14 protein-coding genes are annotated in these 13,794 nt (G+C 41.0%); all 14 read right to left on the bottom strand.

Going from position 1 to position 13,794, the window contains the following annotated elements; all coding sequences use genetic code 11:
• Positions 1-189: 189 nt before the first annotated feature.
• Entirely contained in the window at positions 190-969 is a 780-nt protein-coding gene (locus tag O3650_RS05780; protein WP_000160498.1) for an L-threonylcarbamoyladenylate synthase, read from the bottom strand.
• A gap of 26 nt (positions 970-995) precedes the next feature.
• Positions 996-1,589 (bottom strand): 3-isopropylmalate dehydratase small subunit, encoded by a 594-nt coding sequence (gene leuD / locus O3650_RS05775; RefSeq protein ID WP_084947112.1) that lies wholly within the window; start codon positions 1,587-1,589, stop codon positions 996-998.
• Between the two features lie 9 nt (positions 1,590-1,598).
• A complete protein-coding gene (gene leuC / locus O3650_RS05770) occupies positions 1,599-2,981 on the bottom strand; it encodes a 3-isopropylmalate dehydratase large subunit (RefSeq protein ID WP_084947114.1) in 1,383 nt (460 codons plus the stop codon).
• A 3-nt stretch (positions 2,982-2,984) separates the two neighbouring features.
• Complete coding sequence (locus O3650_RS05765; RefSeq protein WP_000762444.1) at positions 2,985-3,254, bottom strand: DUF1294 domain-containing protein; 270 nt, start codon at positions 3,252-3,254, stop codon at positions 2,985-2,987.
• On the bottom strand, positions 3,251-4,288 hold the full coding sequence (gene leuB, locus O3650_RS05760) for a 3-isopropylmalate dehydrogenase (protein ID WP_203176514.1): 1,038 nt from the start codon (positions 4,286-4,288) through the stop codon (positions 3,251-3,253). Before leuB ends, O3650_RS05765 begins: the two co-directional genes overlap by 4 nt.
• A gap of 11 nt (positions 4,289-4,299) precedes the next feature.
• Entirely contained in the window at positions 4,300-5,862 is a 1,563-nt protein-coding gene (locus O3650_RS05755; RefSeq protein WP_203176513.1) for a 2-isopropylmalate synthase, read from the bottom strand.
• Positions 5,863-6,166: 304 nt separating this feature from the next.
• On the bottom strand, positions 6,167-6,823 hold the full coding sequence (locus O3650_RS05750) for an MmcQ/YjbR family DNA-binding protein (protein ID WP_203176512.1): 657 nt from the start codon (positions 6,821-6,823) through the stop codon (positions 6,167-6,169).
• Positions 6,824-6,866: 43 nt separating this feature from the next.
• Positions 6,867-7,499 carry a copper homeostasis protein CutC gene (locus O3650_RS05745; RefSeq protein ID WP_371491792.1) on the bottom strand — a complete coding sequence of 211 codons (633 nt, stop codon included), beginning with the start codon at positions 7,497-7,499 and terminating at the stop codon, positions 6,867-6,869.
• Positions 7,500-7,592: 93 nt separating this feature from the next.
• On the bottom strand, positions 7,593-7,952 hold the full coding sequence (locus O3650_RS05740) for a YbaN family protein (RefSeq protein WP_001220353.1): 360 nt from the start codon (positions 7,950-7,952) through the stop codon (positions 7,593-7,595).
• Positions 7,953-8,057: 105 nt separating this feature from the next.
• Positions 8,058-10,145: a type I DNA topoisomerase gene (topA, locus tag O3650_RS05735; RefSeq protein ID WP_000179656.1), complete on the bottom strand. Its 2,088-nt coding sequence runs from the start codon at positions 10,143-10,145 to the stop codon at positions 8,058-8,060.
• 269 nt (positions 10,146-10,414) lie between these two features.
• A complete protein-coding gene (gene dprA, locus O3650_RS05730) occupies positions 10,415-11,263 on the bottom strand; it encodes a DNA-processing protein DprA (protein WP_203176509.1) in 849 nt (282 codons plus the stop codon).
• An 87-nt stretch (positions 11,264-11,350) separates the two neighbouring features.
• Positions 11,351-12,040: a sugar phosphate nucleotidyltransferase gene (locus O3650_RS05725; RefSeq protein WP_000643959.1), complete on the bottom strand. Its 690-nt coding sequence runs from the start codon at positions 12,038-12,040 to the stop codon at positions 11,351-11,353.
• 11 nt (positions 12,041-12,051) lie between these two features.
• The gene (locus O3650_RS05720) at positions 12,052-12,930 is read right to left on the bottom strand and encodes a DMT family transporter (RefSeq protein ID WP_203176500.1); all 879 of its coding nucleotides are present in this window, start codon (positions 12,928-12,930) and stop codon (positions 12,052-12,054) included.
• The gene (gene licA, locus O3650_RS05715; RefSeq protein ID WP_371491790.1) at positions 12,920-13,789 is read right to left on the bottom strand and encodes a choline kinase LicA; all 870 of its coding nucleotides are present in this window, start codon (positions 13,787-13,789) and stop codon (positions 12,920-12,922) included. Before licA ends, O3650_RS05720 begins: the two co-directional genes overlap by 11 nt.
• Positions 13,790-13,794: the final 5 nt, after the last annotated feature.

The following is a 13,794-nucleotide window of genomic DNA, read 5'->3' as shown; positions in this document are numbered from 1 at the left end:
CGTTTCTTTTGTAATGACCTACCTATGCTTGCGCATCTCTACGCCTTTTCCGACGTTTCCTTAATTCATTATAAACTAAAGTACAGATTTTGTCAAATAATTTTATAAATTAAAATATAATGTTCGGATTTTTCTTGCGTAAATAGAAAAAAGAGGGGAAATTGTTTTTCTCCCCACTTCTTCTACATTCTAATAATACTCCCCCTGGCGGTAGTCCCATGAGTTAAAGGTGTCTGAAAGGTGCATCATGATTTTATCAATGTCAAGTCCTTTACGAATCACAACTGGTGCTGGTGAAGTTGAGCGAGCTCCTCCTTGTTCTGGGATGAGTTTGCCGTCCTTATCGACCATAGACACCATCACACCTTGCTCATAGCGAGTTTCAATCGTTTTGTCAGGCTGGATAGAAGCAACGTAGTCATCTGCCTCGATAACAAGGTCCACTGCTCCTTCGATACGTTCTCCAATACCTTCTACTTTACCACGGTTTCCTTTTCCAGATGGGTTAGCTGATGAGGCATAAACCATCTTGCCTTCTTCCCAAAGTTTGGCAGCCAATTGTTCACCAGCTTTACCAAATTTGATAACAAAACAGCTCGTTCCACGCACGTCAGTCATCAGCTCTTCACGACCATCACCGTATGCTTTGAGTTTTTCAAAAGCTTCTGGTTTCCAAGGAAGGATACAACCAAGAAGAATATCTTCATCCCAATGTTTTTGGTAGAAGGCTTCAATTTCTGGGTTAAGTTGTGCTAAAGCACGAAGCTCATCCATGCTACCGCAGAGAACAACACCTGGTTTGTTACGGTTACGCTCTTTGGCTGCGAACTTACGCTCAAGTCCTGCCTTATCGCTGGTCATGATAATGTAACCAACTTTAGTAGGGCAAACGATACAACCGCCCTCACCTTTTAAAATGTCATAGCCTTCTTGTGAAAGTGTTCCGTTCCATTGAATGTGTTTTGTCATAGTTCTATTTCCTTTTCTAATTTTTTCTAATCCTGCCAGTAGGCTGGACGTTGTTTTTCATAAGCAGCAATCAAATCTTCATACTGCAAGGTAATACCGATATCATCCAAACCATTTAAGAGCTTGTGTTTCCATTCGCTATCAATTTCAAAAGTGAATTCTCCAACTGGTGAGATGATTTTTTGTTGTTCCAAGTCCACAGTTACCTGGTCAGTCGGTTGTAGTTGAGCTAGTTTCTCTCTAACCTCTCGAGGCTGTACAATAGGCAACATGCCATTATTGAGTTCATTATTGTAATGAATATCACCAAAAGACCCCGCAATCACGACCTTAAAACCATAGTCAGCTAGAGCCCAAGCTGCGTGTTCCCTCGAAGAACCTGCCCCAAAGTTATCCCCTGAGATGAGTATAGTTGCTTTACGGTATTCAGGTCGGTTAAAGACAAAGTCTGGATCCTCAGTATACTTGTCATCCAAATAACGCCAAGCATACATGAGGTACTTACCAAAGCCTTTTTTATCAATCAGCTTGAGAAACTGCTTGGGTAGGATTTGGTCGGTGTCGATGTTATCATTCATGAGAGGAACGGTCGTTCCCGTATAAACTGTAAATTTCTCCATATCCTCTCCTTACTGGGCTTCTGGCATTTGCCGAACATCTACGAAACGCCCTGCAATAGCTGCCGCAGCTGCCATAGCTGGACTACAGAGATGAGTCTTAGCACCAAAGCCTTGTCTGTCCTCAAAGTTCCGATTGCTGGTTGAGGCACAGTGGACACCATCAGGTACCTTGTCAGGATTCATCCCTAGGCACATGGAGCAACCTGGGTCTCTCCACTCAAAGCCAGCGTCTATGAAAACCTTGTCCAAGCCCAACTTCTCAGCAGCTCGTTTGACAGGACGAGAGCCTGGAACTACGATAGCCGTTAAGTTAGGAGCTATTTTCTTCCCTTTGACAAATCGAGCAGCCAGTTGTAAATCGCTGAGACGAGCATTGGTACAAGAGCCAATAAAGATATAGCCTAATTCAATATCTGCTGGCTTTTGACCAGGCTCCAAGTCCATGTAATTGTAAGCTCGTTCATCATTCATATCCTTAATTTCTGGGAATCTACTATCAAAGTCAACACCCATAGCAGGATTGGTTCCCCAGGTTACCATAGGAGCCAAGTCTGAGACATCCATCTGAAGAACCTTATCATAAACGGCATCATCATCACTGACAATTGTTTTCCAATCCTCCATAGCCTCTTCGAAATTCTCTGGAACACACTCGCGTCCCTTGAGATAGTCATAGGTAGTCTGATCTGGATTCATGATTCCCATCTTAGATCCAAACTCGATGGACATATTGCAGATGGTCATTCGCTCTTCCATACTTAGTGCATCAATCGCTTGCCCACGATATTCCACCACATAGCCAACACCACAGGCAACACCATACTTGGCAATCAAGGCTAAAATGTAATCCTTAGAATAAACTCCTTTTTGAGGAACACCAGTGAATTCTACCAGCATTTTCTTAGGTTTAACTTGCCAGAGGGTCTGGGTAGCAAAGACATGCTCAACCTCACTGGTCCCAATTCCAAAGGCGATCGCTCCGAAAGCCCCGTGGGTTGCCGTATGGCTATCTCCACAGACGATGAATTTTCCTGGTTGGGTTCGTCCTGTTTCTGGACCTACCATGTGAACGATTCCCTGCTTTTCAGAACCGTGGGCTGCATGTTCAATCCCAAACTCCTCAACATTTTCAGCAAGCTTATCAATTTGTGCCTTAGAAATCACATCTCGAATATCATAGATATTAACCGTTGGGACATTGTGATCAAAGGTTCCAAATGTCAAGTCTGGTCGTCTCAATCTGCGACCTGCATCTCGCAAACCTTGAAAAGCCTGAGGGCTGGTCACTTCGTGGATATAGTGCTGATCCACATACATGAGTTGGGGCTGCCCCTCTTCTCCTGTGATGACATGGCGGTCCCATAATTTATCAAAAATCGATTTTCCTGCCATCTATTACCTCCAAATAACATATAAGGCTACTAGTGTGGTCATCATCCCAAGAAACCAAACTGTTTTAAAATACCATTTTCGAGTCTTGTGGTGAAAGATGATTCCTGCTAGCCAGGCACCAAAACCACCACAAGTAAAGGATAAAATAAGTAAGATTTTCTCAGGGATGCGCCAAGCTCTTCTCCTTGCCTTGGATTTGTCAATACCATAAATCAAGAAAACCATGACATTCCAAATCAAAAGGACTAGAGTAATTTTTTCGTCTAACTTCATAACCTTGCGATAATAGCTTCCGTCATTTCCTTGGTCGAAGCCTGTCCTCCTATATCTCTCGTTAAAATTCCAGCTGCTAAACTTGCCTCAACAGCACGCTCGATACGCTCTGCATCCTCATAACGTCCGAAACTATTTCTCAACATCATGGCAACTGATAAAATCATGGAAATAGGATTGGCAATTCCTTGACCTGCAATATCAGGCGCTGAACCGTGAATAGGTTCATAAAGACTTGGTCCATTTTCAGAATGACTGGCTGATGGCATGACCCCAAGTGTACCAGATAGGACGCTTGATTCATCAGATAAAATATCTCCAAAAAGATTCTCCGTCACGATGACATCAAACTTAGCAGGATTGGTAATCATGAGCATGGCAGCTGAGTCCACCAACTGGTGTTCCAAGGTCACATCTGGGAAATCCTGTGCGACCTTCTCAGCTACTTTCCGCCAGAGTTTTGAAGTCGCTAGAACATTTTGCTTATCGATACTAGTAACGATTTTTCTGCGATTTCTTGCAATTTCAAATGCCTTACGAATAATCCGCTCTATTTCTTCATAGCTGTATTCGTTGATATCACGCGCTTTCCGCTCTTCAAGGATATGATCCCCAAAGTAAATCCCGCCTGTCAACTCACGCACCACGACAAAGTCTACACCAGCAATTCGTTCTGATTTTAGTGGTGACAAATGCTTGAGACTGTCAAAGATTTTTACAGGGCGAATATTAGCATAGAGATTGAGTTCCTTACGGAGAGCTAGCAAGCCTTGTTCAGGCCGAACCGTTGCACTATCATACTGGGGACTACCGATAGCCGCTAAAAGAATAGCATCTGCTTCACGACATACCTTGAGGGTTTCATCAGGTAAGGGATGCCCTGCTGCATCGATACCTGCACCTCCAAAAGGTCGTTTGTCTATTTCATAGTCAAAGCCTGTTTTTTCAGCTAGAGCCTCCAGAACTTCTAAACCGGCCTCCATGATTTCTGGGCCGATTCCATCCCCTGCTAGAGCTACTATTTTCTTTGTCATAGCCTTCTCCTTTACACACTAGGCATATCTCGATAGGAAACACTGCGTCCCATCTCACCAGCATTTTCTTTTTGAACAAAGGTATTAGCGTTTATATAGGCAATAGCCGAAGCCTTCAACACATCGAAATCCAGACCTGCTGCGTTAAAGATGGTTTCTGTATCTCTGTTTTCAACAGTGACCAAGACCCGAGCTTGGGCATCAATTCCATCTGTCACCGCGTCAATGGTATAGGATACCAAGCGGACAGATTGATTAAAGAACTTGTCGATAGCGTTAAAGATTGCTTCAACAGAACCTTGCCCTGTCGCATTAAATTCGACTTTCTCACCATCCATATTAGCCAGGCTAACAAGCGCTTCAATGTCATTATCTGCATGAGTTTGAAGTTGTAAATCATCAAAGTGGAATCCTTCTGGATTTTCAACCATGGTTCCAGCTACCAGCGCACGAATATCTGCATCTGTGATTTCTTGTTTCTTGTCTGCTAGCGCCTTGAACTTGGCGAAGAGTGGTTTGATGTCCTCTTCTGTAAAATCTAGGGCCAATTCTCTCAGTTTCTCAACAAAGGCATGGCGACCAGACAATTTTCCAAGTGGGAGGCTATTACTCTTGACACCGACCAATTCAGGAGTGATGATTTCATAAGTGAGAGGATTTTTAAGAACTCCATCTTGGTGAATACCAGATTCGTGAGAAAAGGCATTGCCACCGACCACAGCCTTGTTTTTAGGAACTGGAATACCTGAGAAGCGAGAAACCATTTCTGACGTATTGATGGTTTCATTTAAAACAATACTAGTTTCTGCTTGATAGTAATCTTGACGAATATTGAGGGCCACTGCAATTTCTTCCAAAGCAGCATTACCAGCTCGCTCCCCGATACCGTTGATAGTCCCTTCGACACGTCCTGCACCATTCTTGACAGCAGCAAGGCTATTAGCCACTGCCATTCCAAGATCATCATGACAGTGAGGCGAATAGATGATCTGACGATCCGTCTTGACATTCTCAATCAGGTATTTGAAGATGGCTCCGTACTCTTCTGGAGTGGTAAATCCAACCGTGTCAGGGATATTGATATAAGACGCACCTGCATCTACCGCTGTTTGAACAACTTGCAAGAGGAAATCCAACTCTGTTCTAGTCGCATCTTCAGGAGAGAATTCAACTATCTCAAACTTAGAACGGGCATAAGAAACATGCTCCTTAATAGCTTCTAGAATCTCTTCCTTGCTCTTATTGAGCTTATACTTACGATGAATCGGACTGGTAGCGATAAAGACGTGAACCTGTGGATACTTGGCATCCTTGAGGGCCTCGTAACAAGCATCAATATCAGACTTGACCGAACGTGCCAAACCAGTTACCGCCGTTTTCTTCAAGACCTTAGCAATCTCCTGAACTGCCGTAAATGAGTCTGGGCTAGCCGCTGGAAAACCAGCTTCAATTGCTGAAATACCCCATTTCTCCAGCTGCCTTGCAATGGCAATTTTTTCCTTGATTGAAAAATTAACACCAGGTGTCTGCTCTCCATCCCGAAGGCTGGTATCTAGAAATTCAACTGTTCTCATAAGATTTCCCCTTTTCCAAATGTGGTTTTTAAAAAAACATCTCGCTTAGAAGTCCAAGCGAGATGTTGATTCACTCCCGCTTGGTAAGCCAAACAGGACTAATGCTTTTTGCACTAGCCCGAGTACCTCAACAACAAAGCAAATTGATTAAACTTAGCTGTTTTCATGTTTGACTTTCTCCTTCGTTTGATATCTTGTTTAGTATTTTAGCATAGGCAAAAGCACTTGTCAAGAAAAAATCAAATATTTTCTGAAAATTTCTTCAGTATAGAATATTTAGCTAATTGGAAATTATTGAAATGTTTCATTTTTTAGAAGTTAAGTTCCAACTTTTTTCTATCAATTCTAGTACTTCTTCATCTGATAAAGTATCATCAAGCGCCACACTAATCCAGTAACGTTTATTCATATGAAAAGCTGGATAAATGCCCTTTTGTGAAAGCAGATCCACTACTTGATCATGTTTGAGGTTGACTGCTTCGACTAAACCTTCTCTACCCTTTTCCAGCTTATCCCAAGAGATTTTCATCAAAACAGCATACCATTTTTTATTGCCTTCATGTCTTAACACTGCCGTATCAGGTGATTTTTCCCACAGATACTCCAACTGATTATCATACTTTTCCTGAATCTGAGCCATGATACGCTTAGTCTGAGGACAGATAAAATCCTGTACCTCAAAACAAGCCTTCCGAATCTGGTAGAGAATCTCCAGACAAGCCTCACGGACACTTGCAACAAAACTTCCTGTCATACTTTCCATATGAACTTGAGGATAGAGGTCGCCCGTTTCCTGATCAAAGACCTGAAAACTCACATTATCAGCAGTGATGGATACAGTCATGACAAAGTCGCCTTGCAAAATCTGGCAACTATAGGTCCAGACTCCACTATTTTCTACAAAACCATAATCATGAGCCTTTTCTTGATTCAATTGATAGGATTTAAAAATTTCAAACATAAGTGAAAACTGCTACCCAAAGTTAGCAGTTCCTTTCTATTTTTTAAAAGACGACCTTGGTTCCGTGCAATTGTGTCACGCCTAGCTGATCGATAAAGGTTTGACGGTTGTCAAGGTCAATCCCCCCACCTGGTAGAATTTCAATTTTGCCTTTAGTGTGCTCCAAAATTCTGTGATAGTGATCAAAACGTTTTTCTAAGGAGTCACCAGACACACCAGCGCGAGTTAGGATACGAGTGACACCGGCTTGGCTGAGCCAGTCAATAGCTTCTAACTGGTCTTCTTCGCTCAATTCATCAAAGGCCATATGAAAGACAATTTCCATTCCTTTTGATGCAGCTATCAACTTCTCAAGATTAGGCTTATCCAACTTCTTCTCACCAGTTAAAGCCCCAAATACAACCCCTTTACTTCCAGCCTGAGCAGTCAAACGAATGTCCTCTAGCATGATTGCTATTTCTAGTTCATTATAGACAAAGTCGCCACCACGTGGACGAATCATGGTCATAATGGTTGTATCGTAGTTAGCTGCCAATTCAACCGCTGCCTTGGTTACTCCATAGCTTGGTGTTGTTCCTCCCACTGCTAGATTATCACAGAGTTCGATTCGACGAGCTCCAGCCTGCATCGCTTTTTCAAGCAAGGTCACATTTTCAGCACAAAATTCGTAAATCATTTAATTCTCCTTGAGTATTACTTTGAATTTATTATATCATATTATTGTGAATATGCTTTCATTTTTATCAAGGGAAATAGTTACAAATTTTACTTATTCTTTGTCTGGAATGACCTTGAAGAGATAATAGGTAATAAAGATGGTCAAGGCTCCTAGACCGATTTTGACCGGTAAAAGAGGGGCAAAATAAATAGAAATTCCCATCAAGATGTAGATAGAAACGATGATTTTTTTCTTACGTTCACGAGCAATAGATCTAGTCTCGCGAAAATCAGCTACATATGCTTGATAGAGCTTGGTATGATACAACCAATCTTCGAAGCGCTTGGAACTTCTGGAGAAACAAGCAATAGACAACAAAAGGAAAGGCGTTGTCGGCAACAAAGGTAAAACAACCCCAACAATAGCCAAGGCTAGTGATAAAAAACCAATAATAAGATAAATAATACGCATAACTACTCCTAATTAAAATAATCCTCTTCTAGTTTCGCATAAAATGATGAATTTTGTCAAGTTCCAACCAAAAAGAGCCTGAAATTAACTTTCAGGACTCTCTTCTTATTTAATCTTTTCTTCCTCGTAGTCACCCTTGCTACAAACAACCTGCTTGCCACCACCACGGACTTTTTTCTCCATGAGGAAGTTGCCACATTTTGGACAGTCACGACCAACAGGCTTGTCCCAAGAGGTAAATTCACATTCTGGATAGCGATTGCAACCATAGAAGAGGCGATTACGTTTGGTTTTGCGTTCAATGATTTGTCCCTGATGACAACTTGGACACTCTACACCAATCTCTTTCACGATTGCTTGGGTATGACGGCAATCTGGGAAATTGCTACAAGCGTAGAACTTACCAAAACGACCAAGTTTAATGACCATTGGACTGCCACACACTTCACAATCAAATCCAGCTGGTTCATCCTTTATTTGGATTTTCTCCATTTCTTCTTCAGCCTTGGCGACTTCTTTAGAAAATGGTTTGTAAAAGGCATCAATGACACGTTGCCACTGCTCTTTTCCGACTTCGACGTCATCCAGTTTGCCTTCCATTTCGGCTGTAAAGGTCACGTTTACGATATCTGGGAAATATTCAACGATGAGCTTGTTAACAATTTCTCCCAACTCTGTTGGTTCAAAACGTTTGGCTGCAAGGCGAACATAATAACGTTTCTGAATGGTTTCAATGGTTGGTGCGTAGGTTGACGGACGGCCAACCCCATTTTCCTCCAAGGTCTTGATCAGTGTCGCTTCAGAATAACGAGCAGGCGGTTGGGTGAAATGTTGCTCTGGTTTGCTATTAACCTGCTTAACCACATCTCCAACAGCCATGTCCGGTAACATCTTATTCTTATCAGAATCATTATAAATGGCAAGATAACCATCAAACTTAACCTGACTACCATTGGCAGCAAATTGAACCCCATTTTGAGACAATTTAACAGCCATGGTATCAAAGACAGCAGCTGTCATCTGACTCGCCACAAAACGATTCCAGATAAGGGTATAAAGCTTGAGCTGATCCTTGTCCAGATATTTAGCAATACTTTCCGGTGTATTAAAAACGCTAGACGGACGAATAGCCTCGTGGGCATCCTGAGCTCCTGAAGCATTTTTGACCTTGCTACCATGCTTAGAATACTTGCTACCAAAACGGTCCGTAATGAAACTTGCTGCTTCATTTTGCGCTACAGGACTGATACGAGTCGAATCGGTACGCATATAGGTAATCAAACCTTGGACGCCAGAACCGATATTAATCCCTTCATAAAGCTGTTGGGCAACCATCATGGTTTTTCGAGTACGGAAATTGATTTTATTGGCAGCATCCATCTGCATAGATGAAGTGGTATAGGGTAAAGGAGCATTGCGTTTGCGCTCTTTCTTATCCACCTGATCTACTGAAAAGTCTTTACTAGTCAGACGAGACAAGACTTCCTTAACCTCGTCATTGCTAGTCAGTTTCAGCTTTTTGCCATCTACTCCATAGAAGGAAGCCTGAAATTGCTTGGTTCCCTTTTTAAAGACAGCATCAATTGTCCAATATTCTTCTGGTTGGAAGGCATTAATTTCATTCTCACGGTCAATGATTAACTTAAGCGCAATAGACTGAACGCGCCCTGCTGACAAGCCCTTCTTGACCTTCTTCCACAAAATAGGCGAAATCGAATACCCTACCAAACGGTCCAAAACACGTCGAGCCTGTTGGGCATCGACCAAGTCCATATCAATCTTGCGAGGTTCTTTAAAAGCATTTTTGACCGCATCCTTGGTGATTTCATTGAAGACCACACGGTTGGCATCATTTTCATCCAAGTTGAGAATATGGGCCAAATGCCAAGAAATCGCTTCTCCTTCACGGTCCGGGTCACTCGCCAGAAAAACTTTATTAGCTTTTTTAGCTTCTTTTTTCAAGTCATTGATAAGAGGACCTTTTCCTCGGATATTGATATATTGCGGTTCATAATTATTTTCAATATCGACGGACATACTGGATTTCTTCAAATCACGGATATGCCCGACACTGGCTAAAACCTTGTAGTTTCTGCCTAGATATTTTTCAATCGTCTTGGCCTTAGCAGGCGACTCCACGATTACTAGATTTTTTTTAACTGTTGATTTTTTCTTTTTTGTTGCCGTAGCCACAGTATCACACCTTTTCAAAGTAATAAACTTTATAAAGTGTAAACCATTTTGCCATAACTGTCAAGACTTAGCTCCAATATATAGAAGAAAAGTTTGTGTAGTAAGCGGACTTTCTTCTTATAGTCAATGAAAATCAAAGAGCAAACTAGGAAACTAACCGCAGGTTGCTCAAAGCACTGCTTTGAGGTTGCAGATGAGACTGACGAAGTCAGTAACCATACCTACGGCAAGGTGAAGCTGACATGGTTTGAAGAGATTTTCGAAGAGTATTAAAATTCAAATTCCGCAAGAACATCCTGCCCGCTGGTGACCAATTTTGCCCCTTCTTGAATCAAATGATGGCAACCGTCTGATAGTCCATCTAAAATGCTACCAGGAATAGCAAAAACATCGCGTCCTTCTTCCATTGCTCTCTCACAGGTAATGAGACTACCTGAACGCATCTTAGCCTCTGCTACAATCACACCACGGCAAAGTCCAGCAATGATGCGATTACGGGCAGGAAAATGAAATTTCAGAGGTTGTTCGCCAGGTCCATATTCACTGAGAACCAGATGATCATTGCCGATGTAGTCTTGCAAACGTTTATTGGCTTTAGGATAAAACACATCCAGTCCTGTTCCAATCACTGCAATGGTTTTTCCGCCATTCTGAAGAGCTGCCATATGAGCTGCTGTGTCAATGCCCTTGGCTAATCCACTGACGATAACCAGTTCATTTTCCAAGCCTTGAATGACTTTTTCAACTGACTTAGCTCCCTGTTTGCTACAAGCACGACTGCCCACGACCGCTACCTTAGGAAATTTCAAAAGGTCAAGATTTCCCTTGTAAAATAAAAGTACAGGCGCATCATAAATTTCACTCAAATCCCAAGGGTAACAGTCATCTAAAATAGAGAAAGATGGAAATTTTTGAAATTCTTTCTCCAAATGCGAATCGTCTATCTGAAAATAACGTTCCATAAAAACGGCTGGATTTCGGCAACCTGAAATTTCTGCAATCTCACCCAATAAAAGTTCCTGATCGACATTTTCACCGTATTCTAGGACATTCAAAATCTGTTGATTGGTCAAACCTGATTTTTTCAACTTATAGATTTCATAGTTTGTGATTTTCATAAATAACTCCATTTCTTTTTCTACTCATCTATTTATTCGTAAAAAAATCAAAAAACATCCGACTATTTTAGCCAGATGTTGGAATCTTTAATTTTCGTTTTTAAGAATTTCTTCTAATTTATGATAATCTTGGACACTATCGATTTCATAGATGCTATTGCCTTCTAATTCTTCAACATAGACATCTAGCTCTTTGATATTATCCTTAACCATATTATCCCAATAAAGATCAACAAATTCACCACTTGCATAAGCCTTGTCGATAAAGCTGACAATCTTTTCTGCAGTTGGAGCATCCCAGAATGATACACCACTAAGGATACGACCAGCCTTGCTATCAACAGTAATATCTTGAACCTTGTAGTCGTCTCCATAGACCAAGAACCATTCGTTGGTACAATCTTCACGATAAACACTAAAATAAGTCGAACGTGTCAAATCATTGCGGAACATATTTTTAAAGAGATAATTATCGGCATCAATAACATAGCTGTTTGCCAATTCTTCTTTTACAAGATAGAGAGAGTAAAAGTTATTGTAGTCAGCGTATTTATCATTGAAAACGAGGCGAACACCGTATTTCTCTTTCAAGTAATCGAATTGTTCTTTAAGATAACCGACAATGATGATGATATCATGGATTCCCTTTTCTTTGAGAAACTCAATTTGGTATTCAATCAAAGGTTTTTGATTAACCTGAACCAAGGCTTTAGGGGTATTTTCAGTCATAGGACGCAAGCGAGTTCCCAAGCCCGCTGCTAAGATAATGGCTTTCACACGAATCTCCTTTATTCTTTAATAATAATATAAACTCCAGCAATGACGACAAGTGACGTAATAATGGTCAGCATATCTAGCGGTGCACCCAAGAAAACAACTGCAAACAAGACTGTCCATACTACATAGCTCACATTCAAGCCTGTAGCCTTGGCTGGTTGCAAGCGATTGATAGCGATATAATAAGCCAAGTAGGAAATCATATCAAAGGCCGCAAAGACAATCATAAGACCTAGCAATTGTCCATTGGCCACTTCTGCAAATGACTGATGAGAGAAGAGCACAATCACAAGATAGGACAAGAATGAAGTTACTTGACGGATCAAGAGAGCCTCGATTTCACTCAATTCACTTTCCATGGCAAAGGAGCTAAGAACACTCTCACTTCCCCATGCAATAGCACAAATCAAAGCACAGAGAATCCCAATGTAGAAGGAATTGACCTGTTCAACCTTATAGGTCTGAGCAATTATCCCTCCAATAATCAAGACAATCCCAAACACAGTATTTTTCGAAATCTTGTGCTTCAAAAAGAAGAAAGCCAATAAAACTGAAATCGCAGGGTAAATAGCCGATACAGATGAAGCTAAGGAACTTCCGATATACTTAACCGCATAAAGATTGGCCTGCATACCGATAGGGCCTGCTAGCAAGGCTCCGATGATAACACTAACATTGCGAATATTTAAGAAAATTGAGAGACGAACTTTTCCTTCTTTTACCAAGAGAAAAGCTAGTAAGATAAAGATACTCAAGAAATCGTGAGCAGCGGCCACCACAAAGGGCGACAAATCTGTAAAAATCGAAAAGATATAAGCACTAATCGTTAGACCTAAACCCCAGAAAATACCTGAGAGTAGACCAAAAGAAACTCCATTTTTATTTTTCATCTGAACCTCCATAATATGACAAACCTTTAACAGCACTTTGGTAACGACTCACACCATAGTCACCAAAATCTGCACCTTGCTCTTCTTTGTAGACTGTCCATAGACTCCAAATAGCATCTTGCAAAATTTTATAGATTGCAATCTTTTCACGAGAGACAGGTGTTTGGTCACTCTCATAGTGAGACAAGAAGACTTCCTCCTCTTGAGAAGTGAATTCAGATTCTAAAAAGAGGGCAGCCAGATCCCACATTGGATCATTCATTGATGAATATTCCCAATCAATCAGATACAGTCGTCCTTGAGGTGACTCAATAAAATTTTCAGGCACCAAATCGATATGACAAGATTTTCTGTCAACACCTAAGTCAGTCAGTCTTTTCTCTAAGGAGAAGACTGCTTCTCGAACTGCTTCATAGTTGGCATAAGGGATTTTTTCCTCAATCAAAGATTCGTATTTTTTGATTTCTTCAAAAGGAGCAAATTCTCCTCTTAATTCCTTGCCAGAAGCATGAATAGTTTGTAATATTGGAGCAATTTTATCAAATTTGGTCTTGATTGACGTTGAATCAAGCGTAATCGCAGATTCAATATACTCATTTACTTTGATACCAGCATCAATATCAAAAAGATAATTTTTTACATCTAGGTCTAAATCTTTAAGTAGTTCAAGATTGTACTTTTCATCTTGACGATTGATCAGCTTTTCTGTCCCTTTACCAAAGAACTTAACGATGTATTGCTTATTTGTTGTTTTGACCAAATAGTTTTGATTGGTCATTCCCCCCAGTTGTTCAACACTGAGGACTTCCTCTTCTTGACTAAGTAGGGAAGAAATTTTTTCTTTAATGATTTTCTCCACAATTA

It is taken from the genome of Streptococcus sp. 20925_1_24 (assembly GCF_041432335.1).
Lineage (GTDB): Bacteria > Bacillota > Bacilli > Lactobacillales > Streptococcaceae > Streptococcus > Streptococcus mitis_BM.
Note: the sequence above shows the minus strand (reverse complement) of the source record. Positions and strands in the feature narration are given on the sequence as shown.

What these genes read in the sequence shown, in the direction of transcription:
- O3650_RS05780 (WP_000160498.1), bottom strand. Translation starts at nt 969, where the DNA reads ATGACAAAACACATTCAATGGAACGGAACACTTTCACAAGAAGGCTAT.
- leuD (WP_084947112.1), bottom strand. Translation starts at nt 1,589, where the DNA reads ATGGAGAAATTTACAGTTTATACGGGAACGACCGTTCCTCTCATGAAT.
- leuC (WP_084947114.1), bottom strand. Translation starts at nt 2,981, where the DNA reads ATGGCAGGAAAATCGATTTTTGATAAATTATGGGACCGCCATGTCATC.
- O3650_RS05765 (WP_000762444.1), bottom strand. Translation starts at nt 3,254, where the DNA reads ATGAAGTTAGACGAAAAAATTACTCTAGTCCTTTTGATTTGGAATGTC.
- leuB (WP_203176514.1), bottom strand. Translation starts at nt 4,288, where the DNA reads ATGACAAAGAAAATAGTAGCTCTAGCAGGGGATGGAATCGGCCCAGAA.
- O3650_RS05755 (WP_203176513.1), bottom strand. Translation starts at nt 5,862, where the DNA reads ATGAGAACAGTTGAATTTCTAGATACCAGCCTTCGGGATGGAGAGCAG.
- O3650_RS05750 (WP_203176512.1), bottom strand. Translation starts at nt 6,823, where the DNA reads ATGTTTGAAATTTTTAAATCCTATCAATTGAATCAAGAAAAGGCTCAT.
- O3650_RS05745 (WP_371491792.1), bottom strand. Translation starts at nt 7,499, where the DNA reads ATGATTTACGAATTTTGTGCTGAAAATGTGACCTTGCTTGAAAAAGCG.
- O3650_RS05740 (WP_001220353.1), bottom strand. Translation starts at nt 7,952, where the DNA reads ATGCGTATTATTTATCTTATTATTGGTTTTTTATCACTAGCCTTGGCT.
- dprA (WP_203176509.1), bottom strand. Translation starts at nt 11,263, where the DNA reads ATGAAAATCACAAACTATGAAATCTATAAGTTGAAAAAATCAGGTTTG.
- O3650_RS05720 (WP_203176500.1), bottom strand. Translation starts at nt 12,930, where the DNA reads ATGAAAAATAAAAATGGAGTTTCTTTTGGTCTACTCTCAGGTATTTTC.